The 16,704-nt window shown below is 71.8% G+C and carries 18 protein-coding genes; 5 read left to right on the plus strand and 13 right to left on the minus strand.

Annotation, left to right across the window (positions count from 1 at the left end; translation table 11 throughout):
* Positions 1 to 37: 37 nt before the first annotated feature.
* From FB380_RS23465 to FB380_RS23525, 13 genes are all read right to left on the minus strand, one after another.
* Positions 38 to 3,568 carry a LysM peptidoglycan-binding domain-containing protein gene (locus FB380_RS23465; RefSeq protein WP_166757786.1) on the minus strand — a complete coding sequence of 1,177 codons (3,531 nt, stop codon included), beginning with the start codon at positions 3,566 to 3,568 and terminating at the stop codon, positions 38 to 40.
* The gene (locus tag FB380_RS23470; RefSeq protein ID WP_166757787.1) at positions 3,565 to 4,002 is read right to left on the minus strand and encodes a TadE/TadG family type IV pilus assembly protein; all 438 of its coding nucleotides are present in this window, start codon (positions 4,000 to 4,002) and stop codon (positions 3,565 to 3,567) included. The genes FB380_RS23465 and FB380_RS23470 overlap by 4 nt, the downstream gene beginning before the upstream one ends.
* Complete coding sequence (locus tag FB380_RS23475; protein ID WP_208384076.1) at positions 4,002 to 4,454, minus strand: TadE/TadG family type IV pilus assembly protein; 453 nt, start codon at positions 4,452 to 4,454, stop codon at positions 4,002 to 4,004. Before FB380_RS23475 ends, FB380_RS23470 begins: the two co-directional genes overlap by 1 nt.
* A complete protein-coding gene (locus FB380_RS23480; protein WP_166757788.1) occupies positions 4,451 to 4,867 on the minus strand; it encodes a TadE/TadG family type IV pilus assembly protein in 417 nt (138 codons plus the stop codon). The genes FB380_RS23475 and FB380_RS23480 overlap by 4 nt, the downstream gene beginning before the upstream one ends.
* A 5-nt stretch (positions 4,868 to 4,872) precedes the next feature.
* Positions 4,873 to 5,082, minus strand: a complete 210-nt coding sequence (locus FB380_RS23485) for a hypothetical protein (protein ID WP_229682345.1) — start codon at positions 5,080 to 5,082, stop codon at positions 4,873 to 4,875.
* A gap of 152 nt (positions 5,083 to 5,234) precedes the next feature.
* A complete protein-coding gene (locus FB380_RS23490; protein WP_166757789.1) occupies positions 5,235 to 6,137 on the minus strand; it encodes a type II secretion system F family protein in 903 nt (300 codons plus the stop codon).
* The gene (locus tag FB380_RS23495; RefSeq protein ID WP_166757790.1) at positions 6,134 to 7,024 is read right to left on the minus strand and encodes a type II secretion system F family protein; all 891 of its coding nucleotides are present in this window, start codon (positions 7,022 to 7,024) and stop codon (positions 6,134 to 6,136) included. Before FB380_RS23495 ends, FB380_RS23490 begins: the two co-directional genes overlap by 4 nt.
* Positions 7,021 to 8,412, minus strand: a complete 1,392-nt coding sequence (locus tag FB380_RS23500) for a TadA family conjugal transfer-associated ATPase (protein WP_208384077.1) — start codon at positions 8,410 to 8,412, stop codon at positions 7,021 to 7,023. The genes FB380_RS23495 and FB380_RS23500 overlap by 4 nt, the downstream gene beginning before the upstream one ends.
* 214 nt (positions 8,413 to 8,626) lie before the next feature.
* Positions 8,627 to 9,430: a CpaE/TadZ family protein gene (locus FB380_RS23505; protein WP_166757792.1), complete on the minus strand. Its 804-nt coding sequence runs from the start codon at positions 9,428 to 9,430 to the stop codon at positions 8,627 to 8,629.
* Positions 9,430 to 10,143 carry an SAF domain-containing protein gene (locus FB380_RS23510; RefSeq protein WP_166757793.1) on the minus strand — a complete coding sequence of 238 codons (714 nt, stop codon included), beginning with the start codon at positions 10,141 to 10,143 and terminating at the stop codon, positions 9,430 to 9,432. Before FB380_RS23510 ends, FB380_RS23505 begins: the two co-directional genes overlap by 1 nt.
* 17 nt (positions 10,144 to 10,160) lie before the next feature.
* Positions 10,161 to 11,018 (minus strand): hypothetical protein, encoded by an 858-nt coding sequence (locus tag FB380_RS23515; protein WP_166757794.1) that lies wholly within the window; start codon positions 11,016 to 11,018, stop codon positions 10,161 to 10,163.
* Positions 11,015 to 11,938, minus strand: coding sequence for a ParA family protein (locus FB380_RS23520; protein WP_229682348.1), 924 nt, complete (start codon positions 11,936 to 11,938; stop codon positions 11,015 to 11,017). Before FB380_RS23520 ends, FB380_RS23515 begins: the two co-directional genes overlap by 4 nt.
* Before the next feature lie 732 nt (positions 11,939 to 12,670).
* Positions 12,671 to 13,531 carry a hypothetical protein gene (locus tag FB380_RS23525; protein WP_166757796.1) on the minus strand — a complete coding sequence of 287 codons (861 nt, stop codon included), beginning with the start codon at positions 13,529 to 13,531 and terminating at the stop codon, positions 12,671 to 12,673.
* A 288-nt stretch (positions 13,532 to 13,819) separates the two neighbouring features.
* On the opposite strand from FB380_RS23525, the gene FB380_RS23530 reads away from it, so the two are divergent.
* The 5 genes from FB380_RS23530 to FB380_RS23550 all read left to right on the plus strand — a co-directional run.
* Positions 13,820 to 14,170 (plus strand): hypothetical protein, encoded by a 351-nt coding sequence (locus tag FB380_RS23530; RefSeq protein ID WP_166757797.1) that lies wholly within the window; start codon positions 13,820 to 13,822, stop codon positions 14,168 to 14,170.
* Positions 14,167 to 15,267 carry a conjugal transfer protein gene (locus FB380_RS23535; RefSeq protein WP_166757798.1) on the plus strand — a complete coding sequence of 367 codons (1,101 nt, stop codon included), beginning with the start codon at positions 14,167 to 14,169 and terminating at the stop codon, positions 15,265 to 15,267. Before FB380_RS23530 ends, FB380_RS23535 begins: the two co-directional genes overlap by 4 nt.
* Before the next feature lie 20 nt (positions 15,268 to 15,287).
* Positions 15,288 to 15,635, plus strand: coding sequence for a hypothetical protein (locus FB380_RS23540; RefSeq protein ID WP_166757799.1), 348 nt, complete (start codon positions 15,288 to 15,290; stop codon positions 15,633 to 15,635).
* A 66-nt stretch (positions 15,636 to 15,701) separates the two neighbouring features.
* Positions 15,702 to 16,493 (plus strand): hypothetical protein, encoded by a 792-nt coding sequence (locus tag FB380_RS23545; protein ID WP_166757800.1) that lies wholly within the window; start codon positions 15,702 to 15,704, stop codon positions 16,491 to 16,493.
* Positions 16,493 to 16,704: hypothetical protein (locus FB380_RS23550; protein WP_166757801.1), on the plus strand; the 212-nt coding region annotated here is incomplete at its 3' end. The genes FB380_RS23545 and FB380_RS23550, both read left to right, overlap by 1 nt.

The raw sequence follows: 16,704 nt of genomic DNA on the forward strand, positions 1-16,704 counted from the left end.
CAGTGGCTGCTTCGTGGGTCGCTCAGCGCCATGTTCGTCACAGCGCGCTCGCGGTGAGGTGGTTGGCACGGTTTGGGTCGGCCAGGTCGGCCAAGAGCTTCTCGGTCTGCTCTTCCAGGTCTCCGCCCAGGTCCTCGGCTACGGCGAGCAGCTGGGCGATCGCCTTCTCCTCCTCGGCCCTGTTGCCGGCTGAGTGCGCGGCGAGGATGCGGAGCCGGGCCAGCCGCTCCAGGCCGGGCTCGACGGTGAGGCCGACGACCGCGGCCTGGGTGGCATCACGCCACCTGCCCTCCATGACGCGCCGGCGGGCGAGTTCGTAGGAGGCGTCGACGATGGCGGCGACCATCTCCTGGCGGGTCTGCTCGGCCCAGGCGTAGCGCCTGGCCTTGACGCCGCCGATCGGTGTGCCGCGGACCAGCTGCAGCGCGGCCTCCAGCTCGGGGGTGGTAGCGCCGACGGGGCCCACGGGCATCAGCTGCTGCCACAGCTGCCAGTCCGTGGTGACGGTGTCGCCCAGCTGGTAGCCCACCGAGGCCTGGTAGCGAGGCAGGTGGTCCTCACCGGTCAACGTCTTGCCGAGCCAGCGGCGCAGCTTGCTCACGGCGGTGTTGCGGGCCGCGAGTGAGACGGTCCTGCCCGGCCAGAGGGCGGCGTCGATGGCTTCGTGGCTGCGCCCGGGGTTGAGCGCAAGGAAGGCGGCCAGCTCGGTGAGGCTGGCTCGCTTGCTGGGCTCGACGGGGCCGGTGGCCTGGTCGATTTCGACCGGTCCCAGGAACAGGATCCGGGGCCCGGTGCGGGGGCGGAGCTCCACGGCCTCGGCCAGGCGCTCGGCCTCCTCGTCGGTGGTCGCCACGGCGAGCTTGGCCGGCTGCTCGGCGTCGACGACCGCAGCGATCGGGGCGACGTCCTCGGCGGTCGGCTCGTCGGCGTCGGCCGCGGTGGTGCTTGGGCCATCGACCGGGGCGGTCCAGGCGGTCGACCCGGTGCACGGGGGGTGGTCGACGCGGTTGTCCGCTGGCGCCTCGTCCTGGTTGTCGGCCGAGAGGTCAGCCGGCGACGCCTCCACCCGGTGCTCAGCGTCGGGACGCTGGTCGTCGACGTCGGAGACGACCCCGAACTTCTCGGTGGGCTGCGCCCCCTGCTCGGCGTCGTCCTGGGAGGCTTCGAGGTGGCGGCGGGAGCTGGCCGAGGTGTCGTCGGCCGGGACGACGAAGGAGTCAGCCCGCTGCACGGTGTCGATGGAGCTGATGAGGGTGGGCGAGAGGTGCCCGGGGGTCGACCAGTCCAGGTCGGCGATCGCGGGGTCCAGGTCGCCGGGCTCCGCGACGTCGGGTACGTCGGCCAGGGTCGGCTCGGGGGCGGTGGCCGGCTTCCCCTCGGGCTGCTCGTCGGTGAGGGACACGACTTCGAGCAGCTGCAGGTAGGTCGCGTCCTCCAGGCGCTGGGGGGTGACTTGCAGGCCGATCGGCTCGAGGACCGCGGTGTCTTTCTCGATCCGCAGACCCCACCCGCCGTGCACCGGCGGGCCGGCGGTCACCGCGGCGACGGCCACGCGAGGCAGCTGGTCGATGAGGTGCTCGAGCTGAGCCCGCTGGGTGTCGGTGACCTCCCCGGTCAGCAGCACGATCTCCGGGGTCCACAGGTCCGCGCCATCGGCAGCCACACGGGCGTTGGCGAGGTCTCCGGCGCCGGCGAGCAGGGCCTGCCGGTCGCGTGCGGCCCGCTCGGTGAGCTCGTCGAGGATCCGGCCGGCGGCCGGCAGGTACCGGATGCGCCCGGTCTGGAGGGTGTCCTCCAGCTCGGGGTAGGCGCCCACGACGGTGATCTGCAGGTCATCCGCCCAGCGACTGGTAGCCAGCTCGATGGCGATCGCGGCGAGGACCTCGCGCGTCTCCTCCTCCCCGCCGCGGATGCCCAGCGCACCGAGGAACTCCAAGTCCAGCAGGACGTGCCCGCCCTCCTCGTCGTGGCCGATGGTCACCAGCGAGGGGAAGGGGGCCGGGACGCCGGCGACCAACGCGGCGTCGAGGCTGGCGGCGGCGTCGACGGGCAGGGTCCATACCGTCGCGTCGATCGTCCCGTCCCACGGCCCGGGCAGCTGGGCCGGCTCGGCGAGGTAGAGGTCGAACTGGGTGGCGGTCAGCCGCGCGGCGCGCACGGCGGGCAGCGGCCGGCCCGACGTCGTGCAGTCCTGGGCCAGCGAGCGCAGGGCGAGGTCCACGGTCTCGACGCTCAGCGGGTCAGCGGTGGCCCGCAGTTCTTGCTCGACGGCCGCGGCGGCGCCGGTGGGCAGCGGGATGGTCTGTCCGGGCTGGCGTCGGCGCTGCTGGGCGCCGCGGCGCACCGCGATCAAGCCGAGCACGCCAGCGGCCAGCAGCGAGCCGACGCCGGCGACGGTGCGCACCGGGTAGCTCTCGTCGACCGCGGTCAGTTCGGCGTCGCCGGCGTCGGGTTGCGAGTCGCCGGCGGAAGCGGAAGCGGAAGCGGAAGCGGGAGCGGGAGCGGGTGTGGGCGCTTGCTCGTCTGCCGGGGCGGGTGGCTGTTCGTCCGCCGGTGCCGGGGCGGGCTCGTCCGCCGGTGCAGGCGCGGGTGCCTGCTCTTCCACCGGTGCCGGCAGCTGATCTCCCACCGGTGCCGGTGCGGAGGCGGGCGCCGCCTTCGGCACCTTGAGGGTCCAGCCGACACCGATGACGTCGGGGTCGGTGAGGCGAGCACCACCGGGCTGCTCGATGGAGCTGCTTGCCGCGACGATCTCCCCGAACCGGTCGGCGCTGCCCAGCTCCTGCTGCGCGATCTCGGAGAGGGTGTCGCCCGGCTGGACGATGTAGGCCGTCGAGGCCTGGGCGGTCTCGCCGGCGGCGGTGGGCAGGGTCAACGTCCAGCCGGTGTTCACCCAGTGCGAGTCGCTGAGTGCGTTGCCATCGGCCTGGGTGACTCCGCGGTTCAGCGCCGCGATCTCGGGCCAGCGCATGCCATCGCCCAGCTGCTGCTCAGCGATCGACCACAACGTCTCCCCCGCCTGCACGTGGTGGGTCCGCGTCGACGTCGCGGGTGCTGCCGCGGCCGGCTGGTCTTCGGCGACCCCGGGGGTGACCAGCTGCCCGGTGGCCGGCTCGGTAGCCGGCCCGGGGTCGACCTGCTGGGAGACCGACGCCGCAGGAGCGGCGTCGGTCCCGTCGATCGTTGCTGCGTTGGCCACGCCAGGGGCGGCGATGAACAGGGCGATGACCGCTGCGACCAGACCGCGGGCCGCGGTCTGCTGCAGGCCCAGTCCGGGCAGGCGAGGCGCGGGAAGGCCCCGGAGCTGAGCACCGAACTCGACCAGGACGCAGAGTGCGAAGAAGAGCCAGGCCAGCCAGCCCACGATCAGCAGCACGCTCAAGAAGATCTCGCCGTTGTCGGGTCGGGACAAAGCGTCGGTGACGTCGCTGAGGCTGGGCACACTGGAGGGCAGCGGGTTCCCGCCGGCCACCAGCAAGCCGGCAGGGATGCCGACCAGGGCCACCAGCAGCAGGACCAGCGCCAACAGCCCGCGCAGCCGGGACGTGGTCGATGACGGGCGGCTCACGGGTTGACCTCTCCGTTCAGGACCTCGACGAGCCGGACTTCAGCGGCGCCGGTGGAGGTCATGGTCCCGACGCCGATCAGGTCCAGGAAGACGGGCTGGTAGTCGATGGTGGTCTCCACCCGCAGGCGGGTGCCATTGATGATTGAGACGGTGCCGGGGACCTCGGCTGCGGCGAGATAGTCCTGGGCGGCCTGACGAGCCCGTACCGGGTCGGCCACCGCGCCCTGACCGCGGACCGCGGTGCTGGCTACGATCGCCTGCCCGCCGGCCCGGGCAGCTTCCCCGGCCACCGCGTCGGCCCGCTGTAGCGCCCGAACCTTCCCGCCACCGTCGACGACCAGGCCGATCATCACCATCAGAGCCAAGGTGGCGACGGCGAAGAACGGTGCGATCGAGCCGCGCTCGTCTCCGCAGGACAGGTCAGGCGACTTCATCAGCGCTCCCGGTAGATATCGAGCGGGCTGCTGGCGTTGCCGGTGATCGTCATGCTCCCCGGGAGGCCAGGGATGGCGAGGTCGGCCAGCGGCACCACGCAGGTCACGGTGGCTGTGATGGAGGCCGGCGTTCCGGCCGGAGATGCGAAGCCGGTGGTGTCCACCGACACCGATGTCGTTGCGCAGTCCAGCCCCTGCTGGATCAGCGCCTGTGCGGCGGCCGCGGTCGCTGCCGAGTTCGCGGCCGGCTGGGTGCGCGAGATCGAGGCCTCGCGGGCTGCCGACGCCGCCGCGCCGTCCAGTGACTGATGGGCCAAGGCCACCCGCCCGGCGAAGATCACCACGCTGATGATCAGCAGTCCCGCGGGGGCCAGGATGGCCAGCTCAAGGGGGATCGACCCGGTCTCCTCCCCCAATCGCAGCCTGCGCGCCAGCCGCCGGACCAGCTTCACGGGAGAGTCACCCGCTCGATCGGACCGGATGCGGTCTGAGAGACCGGGAAGCTGACGCCGGGCAGGACGCTGGGGGCGTTGCCAACGACGGTCACGCTGGTGTTGGTGGCGTTGCGCGAGGTCGTCACCGCGGGGTTCTCCAGGACCGAGGCCCCGCCGGCGTCGGCGAGGAAGGTCTGGGCCCGCTGCGCGCCAGCGGCGCTGGTGCCGCCCTCAGCGCGCGCATCACGCAGGCCCTCCTCGGCCGCGGCCAGGGCCACGCTGCGGGCGTAGTAGTACAACCCGCCCTGCACGGCGGTGAAGATCAGCAGCAAGACCACCGGGAACACGATGGCCAGGCTGAGCGTCGCGGACCCACGCTCGTCGCGCAGCCAGCTCCGCGGCTGCTGCGCACGATCTGCATGGGTGTCCACGAGCGTTACTGGATGCTGGCCGAGCGGCTGGTGACCGCGTTGGCGATGATCACCATCAGGGCGAGCGCCGCGACGACGAGCAGCCCGGTAACGATCGCCTGCTCGACGGTCAGGGAACCGCGCTCACGATTCTCGCGAAGCTCGGCGAAGCGAGACGTGAGCTCCTCCCTGCCGCCGGCCAGCACGGTCATCAGGGTTGCGTAGAACTGGATCATGGTGGTCCGCACCTCTCTCGTTGGGCACTCTTCTCAGGTTGGGAAGGTGCACGCGCGGCCCATTCTGTGACAGGTGGGGCCAGGATCCGTATTCGGTGTGGTCTATCTGTGCTGCTCAGGGCGCCAGAGCAGCTCCGTTCACCCGATCGTGTTCACGCGCTCTCGACGATGCGCAGGACCGCGGGGAAAGCCAGCAGGGCCAGGAAGACCATGGCCAGCGCCGTCACCGGCACCGTCATCCGCTCCCCGTCGACGTTGGCTGCCGACAGCTCCTGAGACAGCAGCGCGTTGCGCATGCTGGCCGAGCGGGCGCGCAGGGTCGCGTACACCGTGGAGCCCTCCTCGCCCGAGAGCCGCATGATGTCGGCCAGCTCGGCCAGCTCCGGCAGCCCCAGCTCGCTGGAGAGGTCAGTCAGGGCGTCCCAGGGCGGGGTACCCGACCAGCGCGCACGGGCCAGCTCCTCACGCAGCCGTTGGAAGACCCAGCTGTCACCGACCTGCGCGGCGACCTCCAGGGCCTGGGTGCTGCCCGACCCGCTGTGCCGCTCGAGGGCGACGAGGTCGATGTAGGCCGACAGGGCGTGGCTGAACTCAGCCCGGGCGCCCTTGGCGTCGGACCGGGCGTTGTAGTCGGGCACAAAGGACATCGCCACGGCCAGCGCCAGGCTGACCCCCAGCGGCACGACGATCGGGGCGTGGACGCCCAGGCTGGCCAGCAGGCCCGCGGCCAGGGCAGGAAAGACCAGGCCGATGCCGAAGAAGAGCGCCTTCTCCCCGTAGTAGCGGTGCACGGGGATGCGCAGCATGGCCAGTTCACGGGTCGGGGTCCGGCCCAGGGAGATGCTCGGGGCGTTGCGCTGGACCCAGAACCCGAGGCGGTCCTGCACCGTCGTGCCGTGCGCGATGTCGGGCAGCTTCTGCTGAGCACGGTCGGGAGCAAGTCGCTGGAGTGCACCGGCGAGCTGCGGGTGGGCCGGTGCCAGCCGCCACACGATGAGGGCCAGCCCCAGCCCGACTGTTCCACCGGCCAGGAGCGCTGCCTGCAGAGTGCTCACGCCACCTCCTCCCGCTCTGCGACGCTTGCTCCCAGGAAGCGGGGCAGTGGCCGGTGCTTGGCGATGTTGCGCATCCACATCAGGCAGCCCAGGTAGCAGCCCAGCAGCAGCAGGAGCACCAGCTGGCCCAGCGCGGTGCCGTAGGGCTGGACGTAGGAGCCGTTGACGACCAGCAGCCCCAGAGCCACGAGGGTGATGAGGGTGACCCAGCGGGCGGTGGATCGGGGCTTGGCCCGATCGGCCTCGATCGTCCGGCGGGTCCGCACGGCGTCGGCCACGGTCTCCGCCAGTCCTTCCAGCACAGTGGCCAGCCCGCTGCCGCGCCGCCGGGCGGCGAGCATCAGGCTGCTGGCGATCTGGTCGCCGGTGACGTCGTTGAGGTCATCGGCGAAGGCCCGCAACACGTCCTCGGTGCTCCAGCGGGCACGCAGCCGAGCCACCATGGTGGCGACCTCGGGCCGAATGGCGTCGGGTGTGGACTTCAGGGTGGCGATCAGGGCCTGCTCGAGTCCGACGCCGACGGTCAGGACGCCGGCGAGGCTGCGCGTCCACTCCTCCAGCGCTTCCAGCCGGTTGATGGCCGCGGCGTTGTCAGTGCTGACCAGCAGGGTGGGCAGCAGCAGGGCGAACACCGGGACGATGAGGATGGCGACCACCCAGCCGGTCAGCAGCCACAGCAGTGCACCGGCCACGATCCCGCCGATGAGCAGCAGTCGGCTGCGTCTGCTGCCTGGGCCGCCCCGGGTGAACAGGTCGCGCAGCCGGTTGTTGATCAGCGTCGTCGATGTCGGGGCGGGCAGTGCGAGGCGCGGGCGGAGCCCTGAGCCGATGAGCAGCAGTCCACCGAGCAGACTGATCGCCGCCATGGCAGCCAACAGCGGCGTCATGCCGCCCGGCTCTCGGTGAACGACGGGGCATCGAAGCCGAACTTCACCAGTCCGGCCAGCGGCTGCGGGAGCACGCCGGGCTGAGCTCGCCCGTCGGGGCCGGGGGCGTACACGTGGGTGGTGGCAGGCTGGCTGTTCTCCCCGCGCTCGACGTGCAGGATCTCGGTGATGTAGCGCTTGCGCACCGGCGGGCTCCCGTCGGCGGAGTCACCGTGCTCGAGGTTGATCTGGACGATCAGGTCGATGTGCTCGGCGATCTGGCGGTAGGCGAAAGCCTCCGACACGTGAGGTCCGGCTTCCATGGCCAGGGTGGCCAGCCGGTCGATGGCGCCGCGAGCGTTGTCTGCGTGGGTGGTCGACATCGACCCAGCGCCACCCTGCATGGCTTTGAACATCGCCAAGACCTCCTTGCCGCGGACCTCCCCGACCACGAAGCGCTCGAGGTTGAACCGGAAGGACCCGTAGACGATCTGGTCCAAGGTGATCTCTCCAGCCGACCGGCCGTCGGCCCCGCGCTCACCGCTGCCCGGGCGGGCTTCCCACGCGGTGATCCGCTTGTGCTGCTCGGGAAGTTCGTGCAGGTGCAGCTCGTACTCGGTCTCCAGCGTGCCCAGTCGCTCCCACGGGTCCAGCTCGGCGCACAGCGCGCGCAGCAGCGTGGTCTTCCCCGCGCCCTGGGGGCCGCTGACGACGATGCTCAGGCGTGCCCGCACCGCGGCGCGCAGCAGAGAGGCCATCTCCTCGTCGAACATTCCGCGGGCGACCAGGTCGCCCAGGGTCACCTTGCGCAGCCGGTGCAGTCGGATGACCACTGCCGGTCGCGGGGTGATCCAGGCGTTGGCGGCCAGGCGGGAGCCGCCGTCCAGGCGCAGGTGCAGCTCGGGGCTGGCTGGGCTGAAGGGCCGCTCGTTGGACTGCGAGCGGCTGGCGAGGAACTGCAGGAAGTCGACGAGCTCTTCGTCGGAGTCCGCGACCGGGGGCCCGTACTCGAGGCGGCCGTCGCTGTACTGCAAGACGACGTTGTCGAAGCCGTTGATCTCGATGTTCTCGACCTCGGGGTCATCGACCAGGGGCTGTAGCCGGCCCAGCCCGAAAAGGCTGTCGAAGATGGCTGTGGCCAGGCGTTGCTGCTGGGCGACGGTGATGGTCGACCCACCGGCGACCATCTGCTCGTCGATGCGGTCACGCAGCAGCTCGGTGACGATGCTGCGTCCGAGCTCGCGCTGGGAAGCATCGTCCATGGTCCCGCGGTTCTCCAGGGCACCGGAGAGCCGTTCTGCGGCCTGACCGCGGAAGGCACGGACCAGCGACCAGTCCAACGTCTCCTCATCGCCTGCGGGAAGGTCCTCGGGAACGATCTCGGGCAGGAGCTCGGACGCGCTGGCCACGGGGGCGGGCAGATCCAGTCCGGTGGACTCGGATGCCGCCGGCGCAGAAGGGCCGGCCAGGGCACGCGGATCGGTGATCCAGGTGCTTCGGGCGGGCAGAGCTGTCGAGGAGGTCTCAGCGGGCTGGTGAGCCGCGGATGCAGCGGTCGTCGCTGTGCTGCCGGCGAACAGCGGGAGATCGGCCAGGCTGGGGCGGTCGGGAGCAGATGCGTGCTCAGGCATGGACTTCTCCTCCGTGCACGAGCGTTCCGGGGGTCAAGCGGGTGCGCCGGTCGGCGGCCAGCTGGGTGATGGCGCTGGCGGCGGAGGCGACGCTTCGAGTCAGCGAGGAGGTCTCCAGCTTCCTGGCCTTGGACCCCAGGCTGTAGACCTCGGCGTGCACCGGGTCCCAGGCGATGGCGGCCACGACCGGGACGTCGACGGCGGTGCCGAGCTCGCGCGCGGTGTAGGGCTGCCCCTCCCCCACGACCAGCAGCCCCAGGCCATCGGCTCCGGTGCCTCGCTGGGTCAGGTCGTCCAGCAGCTGGCGGGTGCGCGCCCGGGTGGCCGCGATCGCCGGAAGGGACGTGCGGGTCACCAGCAGGGTGACGTCGGCCTGCCGCAGCAGTGGCTGAGGGCCGTGCTCAGCGCCGAGCCGGCCGGCGTCGACGATGACGTCCATCCCCTCCCGGGACAGGCCGCTGAGGACCACGGCCAGCGGGTCCCAGACCGGGCGCAGGGTGGGGGCTTGCAGGGGGCTGGTCAGCGCCGGGACCAACCACTTTTTCTCCCCGGGCAGGTCGATCGAGCTCTCCCGGAGCCCGGCCAGCAGCCGGTCGGCGCGCAACGCGACGGCCAGGTCGACCAGCCCCTTGTCGTGCGGCCGCGTCCCGCCGAGGTAGCCGGCCAGGATGCTGCTGCTGCCGGAGACGTCGGCCTCGAGGAGCAGCACCGGCCGGGGCCAGGCCGCGGTCAGTGCCAGGGCGGTGGTGGTCACCCCTGGGGCCCCGCGCGCGGACGTGAGCGCGATGACGGTCATCAGGAGGCTCCTGCGTCGAGGACGAGCGCAATCCTGCCGGTGGCGACCTGAGCGGCCAGCGGTCCCGCGGTGGCCGCGGGGACGGTCACGTCGACGACCACCTGGCCGAGGTCATCGAGGGTCCGCACCCCCACGACGGTTGCTGTGTACGACGCTGGCGCGGTGGCGGGCACGTCCTCCTGGTCGCGCGGAGTGGCGATGACGCGCACCTCATCGCCGGTGAGCAGCGGCTGTCCGGGCAGCTGCGCCGGAGTGAGGGAGACCCCGACCAACGACTGCCCCTGGGCGGGGATCACCTCGGTGGTCGTAGAGGAGGGCGTGAGCACGCTGCCGGCAGCCAGGTCGACCGCGGCCCGCTGTCCGATGAGGGAGTCCAGCTGCGACTGGGGGACGGTCTGCAGGGCCGGGTCGCTGTTGATCTGGGCCACCGTCAGGTCCTGAGCCTCGATGACCGAGCCGCGCTCGACGTCTTGACCGACGGCGATGACCGCGGTGGTGTTGCCCACCACGGTGGTCAGGTAGGCCGCACCGATGCTGCCCAGGGCGACCAGCGCGATGCCCAGAGCGATCAGCCCAGTCCTTCGCCGCAGCTTGGGCGCTGCGACCGCCGTCGCGGTGGAGCCGTCGCCGAAGCGTGCAGTGCCGGGGTCGGCCGGCGTTCCACTCGTCGTCGGCTGCGCGGCACCGGTGCGTGGCTCGGTACGGGCGGGCATGAAGGCTCCTGCGTGTCTCAGAGGTCAGGGAGGAAGGCGTCGAAGGCGACGGTGATCAGGTGGCCCCGGGAGCTGGCCCCGAACTTCTCGACCAGCTGGTCGATGACCGCGTAGTCCGCCTCGCGGAGACGGATGTTGTAGGGGGTCAGCGGCCCGTCGTAGGTGCGTGCGGCCCGGGTGGCGCGGGGGGCGAACAGGCTGCCGCCGGTGGGCTGGGGACGGATCAGGCCGTCCAGCTGGTCGTGGGTGGCCTCCAGGGCGACGATCACCCACTCCCCGTTGGACAACTTGCGCTCGGTGCGGGCCTTGGCCAGCCGCGGCATGAAGCTGGCGGGGACGTGCACGTTGCTGGCGCGGAGCTTGTTGTCGGCGGCGCCGGGCTTCTCCCCGGCGGGCTCCTCGGTACCGGGCGCCTCCGTGCTGAGCTCGGCGGCGGGGTCACCAGCGGTGGGCGCCGTGACGGCGGCGGCAGGGGCCGGCGGGGTCCCTGCGCGTCGCCCGGCGCGCTTGTGCGGAGACCGGGTGGTCCGGATGTCGGCGCCCAGGCGGTCAATGGCCGCGCTCGTCGTGGCGGCGGCTGCCTGGGCGACGTCAGGTTCTCCGTCGGAGCTCTGCTCGTCGGTCGCAGTGTCGGGCTCGGCTGCGCCGGCCGCCGAGCCCTCATCAGGGGTCTCGGGCTCGGCTGCGGGCGCCGGTGTCGCGGGATCTTCGACCGAGACGCCGGCCGGGCGGGAGCGGGCGAGGCGGGGAGGGAGCAGCCCGGCCAGGTAGCGGGAGTCCTGGGCGCCGGACTCGCCGGCGTCCTCGAAGTCAGACAGCCGGCCGGCAGGGAAGGCCCGGGCGGCACCGGGCTCGGAGGTGGGCACGGCGCTCACCGGCCGCTGACGTTGTTGATGGGCGTGGTCGCTTCGAGGGCACTGATCCTGAGTAGGACCTCCCGAGCGACTTCGGCGTAGTCCCCGGCCAGGCTGTCGGCGCTGCCGGACAGCGCCGCAGGCAGCGGGACGACGGTCTCCCCCTCGCGGCGGGTGCGCAGCGCGCTCAGCCGCTCCCGGGTCGAGCTGGACACATCGCGGGCCAGCTCGTGGGCCAGCTGGCCGCGCTGGCGGCAGTCGTGGGCGGCGGTCTCGGAGTGTCGGATGTAGTTGTCGAACATCGGCACGGTCTCGCTGACCTCGGCCAGCCGGGCCTTGGTCGCGCCCCGGACCCGGGTGGCGTTGGTCTGGTGGGCGAAGAGCACCACACCGAGGTAGGTCAGCGCCGGGTTCTTGCCGCGTGTCTTGCGCACCCGGGGCCCGACCATCCGCAGGCCTTCCCAGCCGGCGGCGTCGGTCTTGGTGGGGATGAGCACGTACCGGGCGGCGTGCAGCGCCATGTCCTGGAGGATCGGGTTACCCGGAGCGCAGTCCAGCAGCACCAGGTCGTAGTCCTCGGCGAGGTCGGCGAGGCGGGCGGCGAAGGCGGTGGCCACTCCCCCACCGGGCAGCTCAGTGCTCATGGGCGTGGACTCCAGGGCCGCGAGCATCTCCAGGTGCCGCCCCCCGGGCACGACGTCCAGCGAGGGCCGGACGTCGGCGATCAGCGGCAGGGGGTTGCTGCGCCACACGGCATCGACGAGGCCTTGGCCGCCGTCGTCCTTTGCGTCGCCCACGTAACCCAGATCGAGGCCGAGGTTGCCGCTGAGGTCGATGTCGACCGCGAGGACCTTGTAGCCGGCTTGAGCGAGCTGGCCGGCGACGTTGGCCGTCACCGAGGTCTTGCCCACCCCTCCCTTGCCGTTGATCACTGCGACCACTCGGCTCAAGCGGTCATCGCTCAGGTCATCGACCACGTCTTCTGCCCTCCACGCCGGGGAAAGGTCGCTTGACCTCCCGTGTTGTGACAGCTGGCCCCCCACGGGCTTGGTCATCAACGGCGCGACGGTAGCCCGGTGGAGGCCTCTGGCTCCCCAGTTTGTGGTCAACGCGCCCAAATCTGGCACCCAGCAGGCGCTTACTGCTAGGCCCAAAGGGTCCAACCAGTCCCCCTGGTACGGGCATGAGAGCCGCCTGTGAGCGTCAACGGGGCATCCCTCATGCGGTCATATGCTTAACAGGTGGCGCACACCATGCTCCCACCAGACTGCCACCATTTGTGCCACCACATATGTCACCTGGTCGCCAAGCAGGGGCTAAGACCTGTACACCACGAGCACACTGGTCGACCACCGTCTTGCCACAGCCAGCACCACCGGGCCGCCCACGCGGCGGGGGACGGTGGGCCGTCCCGAAGTGAACGGGGAGCGGTGCCAGCGTCTGTACCCAACGGGACACCGCCCGGCGCAGCGGGCGCGTGCGAGCCCTGAGACCGGGGGAGGGTAGGTGCGGGCACCCTTTGAGGATCACGTCGCGCCACGGCTGGCTGAGCGTCCACACCTCAAGATCACCCGGTCGTGGGACGGTCGAGGTGGCTGCGCCAGCGCCGGACGCTGTGTCCAAACCGGGTGAGGGGGTCGAGGAAGGCGGTTGGGCTCGCCAGCCGTCGGCGTTCAGGCGAAGGAGGCTTCGCCCACCCGGGCCGGCGCTGCAGTGAGGCCGAGCGCGTCGGCCTGGACGGCGGCGATGAGTCGGCGGCGGGCCCGGCTGCAGCGCTGACGCAGCGCGGCGGGGGACAGTCCCAGCTCGGCGGCGATGGCGGCTGAGCCGGCCTTGCTTTCCTCGGGCAGGTAGACGCGGGCGAGGACGGCGGCGTCGTCGCCAGAGAGCGCGCCGGAGTCGATGCCCCAGGCGATGACCTCAAGCAGGTCGGCGTCGCTACTGAGTTCGTCGTCCCCCCTGAGTGCGCCCTGCTCAACCTCGCAGAGGTTGTCGGCCCAGTGGTCCAGGGCGTCGGCGTCGACCGGGATTTCCACGGCCGCGGAGCGGGTGTCGGCGGTGAGGGCGTGCAGGGTGTCCAGGGCCAGGCCGGCGGCGACCCGCGAGGTGCGGCGGTGAATGGGGTAGTTGGACAGCACGGTCCAGAAGCTCGCCACGATGACGTGGCGGTGGTCCTCGGGTTCGGTGCACTCCCGGGTCGGTCGGGTGGTGTGGGAGAAGCGGGTCAGCTTGGGCAGCATCGCCTGCAGCACCGTCCGGCCGGCCATCGTCTGGCCCGACTGCGCCAGCCGGATGAGCGCCCCGAGCCAGATGTCGTCCTCTTCACGGGTGCCCTCGTCGATGGCGGTGACCAGTTGCTGCAGCGAGGTGAAGCCGACCAGCGCGTCCTCGGTGGTGCTCCAGCGCCGCAGCTGGCGAGCGGTGGAGGGCAGCTGGCACAGCCGCGCCCACTCGTCGATCAGCTGGCCGAAGATGCCGCCGCTGAGTGCGGCACCGCCGTTGCGGCCCGACAAGGGGGAGGAGGACGACGACACGGTGGGCTCCGATCCACGTGTACGGCTGGGACCCCCTGACCTTGAGCAGGCACCCTTGCCCAACCTCTTGCCCGGAGCTCACCTCTGCCCCAGTCCGCTGGCAGACCCAGCGCCGCCGACACCTCGCCCACGTGCCCGAACAAGACAAACGCCCTGCTCAGAGGCATATCAGGTCTAGCCCGCAGGCGAAGGCAACTCGGTAGGAAAAAGAAGTGCCACCGCTGTCACACCACCCCGCCACCAACACCTTCCTGGGGTGTCAGGGACCAATGGTGGAGGCGTAAGAGCATGGACGACGAGCTCGACGACGGGGCATGCAGTCTCTCCGATGCCGCGCTGGTGCACGCCGCGAAGCGTCGGATCGACCGCGCGGCGGAGGCACTCAAGACCCGCCCACTCGACGAGCACGCCCTCGGTGAGATGCGCCAGCTCCTGGGTGAGCCCGTCCGCTCAGCCCAGGCCGCGCTGCGCCGGCTTTCGGCCGCGACAGGCACGGCCGTCACCTCGCCGACCGTGCCCGCCACCGAGATCCCGACCATCGACGCCGGCGGTGCGCTGCCGACCCCGGGAGAAGCTCCGCTCCCGCAGTTCGACAGCGCCCGCCGGTGCACCTCCTGGGCTACCGGTGAGGTGGCGTGAAGCTGACGTTCTGGCGAGGAGTCGACAGCGACCCGACCCCCGACCCGGGCGAGGGCGGCGGGATCTCCGACGGCGACGTCCGGCTGCAGGGGCAGTGGACCGGCGGATCGGCGTGGGCCACCCGGGGCGCTACCGGTCTGCTGTGGACGGCGCTGGCCTGCGGGCCGGTGGGCCTGATGCTGGGGGGAGTGGCGTTCTTGACCGCCCAGCCGGCGGCCAGCGCGCAGACCCAGCAGGTCTCCGACACCGCCAGTGAGCAGGCCGCAGCCGAGCAGTTCGCGGAGCACTTCGTGGTCACGTGGCTGACCACCCCGCGCGGGGAGGAGGCGTCGCTGGCGCCCTTCATCGACGCCTCCGGCATCGCGCTGCCGGAGGTGCCTTGGAGCGTCGCCCACCCGGCGCCGGCAGCTCTGGTCGACACCGGCGATGGTCGGTGGGCGGTCACGGTGGCGGTCACCGTCACCACCCCACCGGTGGAAGGCCAGGATCCGGCACAGGCACCAGGCCCGATCCGCCGCTTCTTCACCGTCCCGGTGCACTACGACGCCGGCGCCCTGATCGCCGAAGCGCTTCCAGCCCCCGTTGCCGCGCCGGCGACCGCCGAGCCCGGCCGATTGGGCTACCGCTACACACTGCCGGACCAGCATCCGGCCAGCACCGCCAGCGCCGAGTTCCTCGCCGCACTCCTGACCGGAGCCGGTGACGTCACCCGCTACGTCAGCCCCGGCACCCAGATCGAAGCCATCACCCCAGCGCCCTACGCCGAGATCCGCCTCCGCAACGTCCTGGTCGACCAGAACCCCGCAGATCTGCCCGAGGAGCCCGCCAACGGCGACGAGTTGCACCAGCTGGTCACCGCGGAGGCCAGGTCAGCGGCCGGCCAGGCCATCTCGGTGCAGTACTCCCTCGCCCTCACCGCTCGGGAAGGGCGGTGGGAGGTGCGCTCGATGGAGCCGGCCCCCTGGTTGGCCGCCGACCAGTCGGCGTCCAGCTCGACGTCCAGCTCGACGAGCCAGCCGTCATCGACCGGCCCTGTTCCGGCTCCGTCTCCCACGACCGACCCCACGACCAGCCCGGGCACCTCGCCCACCCGCTGAACTGAAGAGAGGACCGACCCATGAGCACCACCCAGATCCTGGCCGAGCAGGGGCCGATGGTCATCCAGGCCGCCTCCGAAGGCGTCTTCGACCTGGCCACCGAGAAGGTGGACGCCCTGATGGTCCTGCTGCGCGCCGTCGCAGTGGTGGTGGCTGTCATCTTCATCATCTACCGCGCCGTCGCCACCAAGGGCGCAGTGGCGGCCATCGTCATCGCCGCGGCGGCCGGGGCGCTCTTCGTCTACGCCGTGTGGAACGTGACTGACCTGCAGAGCCGGGTCAGCAACGAGATCAACAGCGCGCCGACCAGCAACATCCTCACCGTCCATCCCACCCACTCCACAGTCCTCGTCGGGCACGCGGTCTGACCGCGGCACAGCGACACGGCGATGAGCAGAGCTGAGGGCCCCCTGAACGGCCCAAACCAGCAGGTCGTGCGTTGGTACACCCGTGCGCGCCGGTTCCCTCAGCTGATCGGCAGGACCCCGGATGGTGCACGCATCCCGGGTGGGCCGTACACGGTCACCCAGGTCGCCACCGCAGGCGCCCTGCTGTTCATCGCCTTGAAGACGACATCCCTGTGGGCGCACTACGGCCTGATCGGCAACGGCCTGCTCCTGGCCGGCGTCGTCTACGGCGTGGTCTTCCTCCTCGGCAAGATCCCGCTGGGGTCCCGGAGCCCGCTGGCCATCGGAGCTGGAGCGTGGAGGGCCCTCAGCGCGCCGACCACCGGCCGGCTGGGTGGCCGGCCCGTCCGCCTGCGGCGGCCACACCGCATCGAGCATCGGATGACCGTCTTCCTCCCCGCGGCCGAGGCCAAGGCCACCGAACCGGCACCCGGCGCCCGGCCGGCTGCGGCCGATGAGCCGGCGCCCGCGGCCCAGGCCGAGCCGGTGGCCGAGTCGGTCCGCACCGGGGCACACCGGGCGAAGCCGGCCGAGACCTCGCCCCGGCAAGTCAAGCGCCCCCGCCGGACCAGAGCGCTCAGCAGCCTCGGCCACCGACGCCCCGCGCCCACCACCGTCGGGGAGATGGCCGCACCGGCCGTGCAGCAGTCGAACACGGCACCAGCGCAGGAGCCGATGGCCGCACCGGCAGCGTCGCAGCCCACCCCGCCGATCCCTGCGCCTGCAGCGCCGGCTCCTGCCCTCAGCGGTGTGCAGGCACTGCTGGCCCACAACGCCGCGTCCTCGCCGACGTCGCCCACAACTCCCAGGAACAACTGATGCTCTCGCCGACCCGCAGCATCGCCGGCAACCTCCGGTGGACCCGCACCGGCACGGTCTGGGCGGACTTCCTGCTCCACCCGCTGTCCTACGGGTTCCGGCCCGACAAGGACAAGGGCGTTGTCCGCGGCTACCACCAGGCCCTGCTTCGAGCCCTGCCCGGAGAGTCGCTCCTCCTGGGCATCTGCGCCGGCCTCGACCCCGCCGCGGA

Origin of the sequence: Modestobacter marinus (assembly GCF_011758655.1) — a bacterium.
Lineage (GTDB): Bacteria > Actinomycetota > Actinomycetes > Mycobacteriales > Geodermatophilaceae > Modestobacter > Modestobacter marinus.

Coding starts and splice junctions, on each gene's coding strand:
- FB380_RS23470 (WP_166757787.1), bottom strand. CDS start 4,002: ATGAAGTCGCCTGACCTGTCCTGCGGAGACGAGCGCGGCTCGATCGCA.
- FB380_RS23485 (WP_229682345.1), bottom strand. CDS start 5,082: ATGATCCAGTTCTACGCAACCCTGATGACCGTGCTGGCCGGCGGCAGG.
- FB380_RS23495 (WP_166757790.1), bottom strand. CDS start 7,024: ATGACGCCGCTGTTGGCTGCCATGGCGGCGATCAGTCTGCTCGGTGGA.
- FB380_RS23505 (WP_166757792.1), bottom strand. CDS start 9,430: ATGACCGTCATCGCGCTCACGTCCGCGCGCGGGGCCCCAGGGGTGACC.
- FB380_RS23510 (WP_166757793.1), bottom strand. CDS start 10,143: ATGCCCGCCCGTACCGAGCCACGCACCGGTGCCGCGCAGCCGACGACG.
- FB380_RS23530 (WP_166757797.1), top strand. CDS start 13,820: ATGGACGACGAGCTCGACGACGGGGCATGCAGTCTCTCCGATGCCGCG.
- FB380_RS23540 (WP_166757799.1), top strand. CDS start 15,288: ATGAGCACCACCCAGATCCTGGCCGAGCAGGGGCCGATGGTCATCCAG.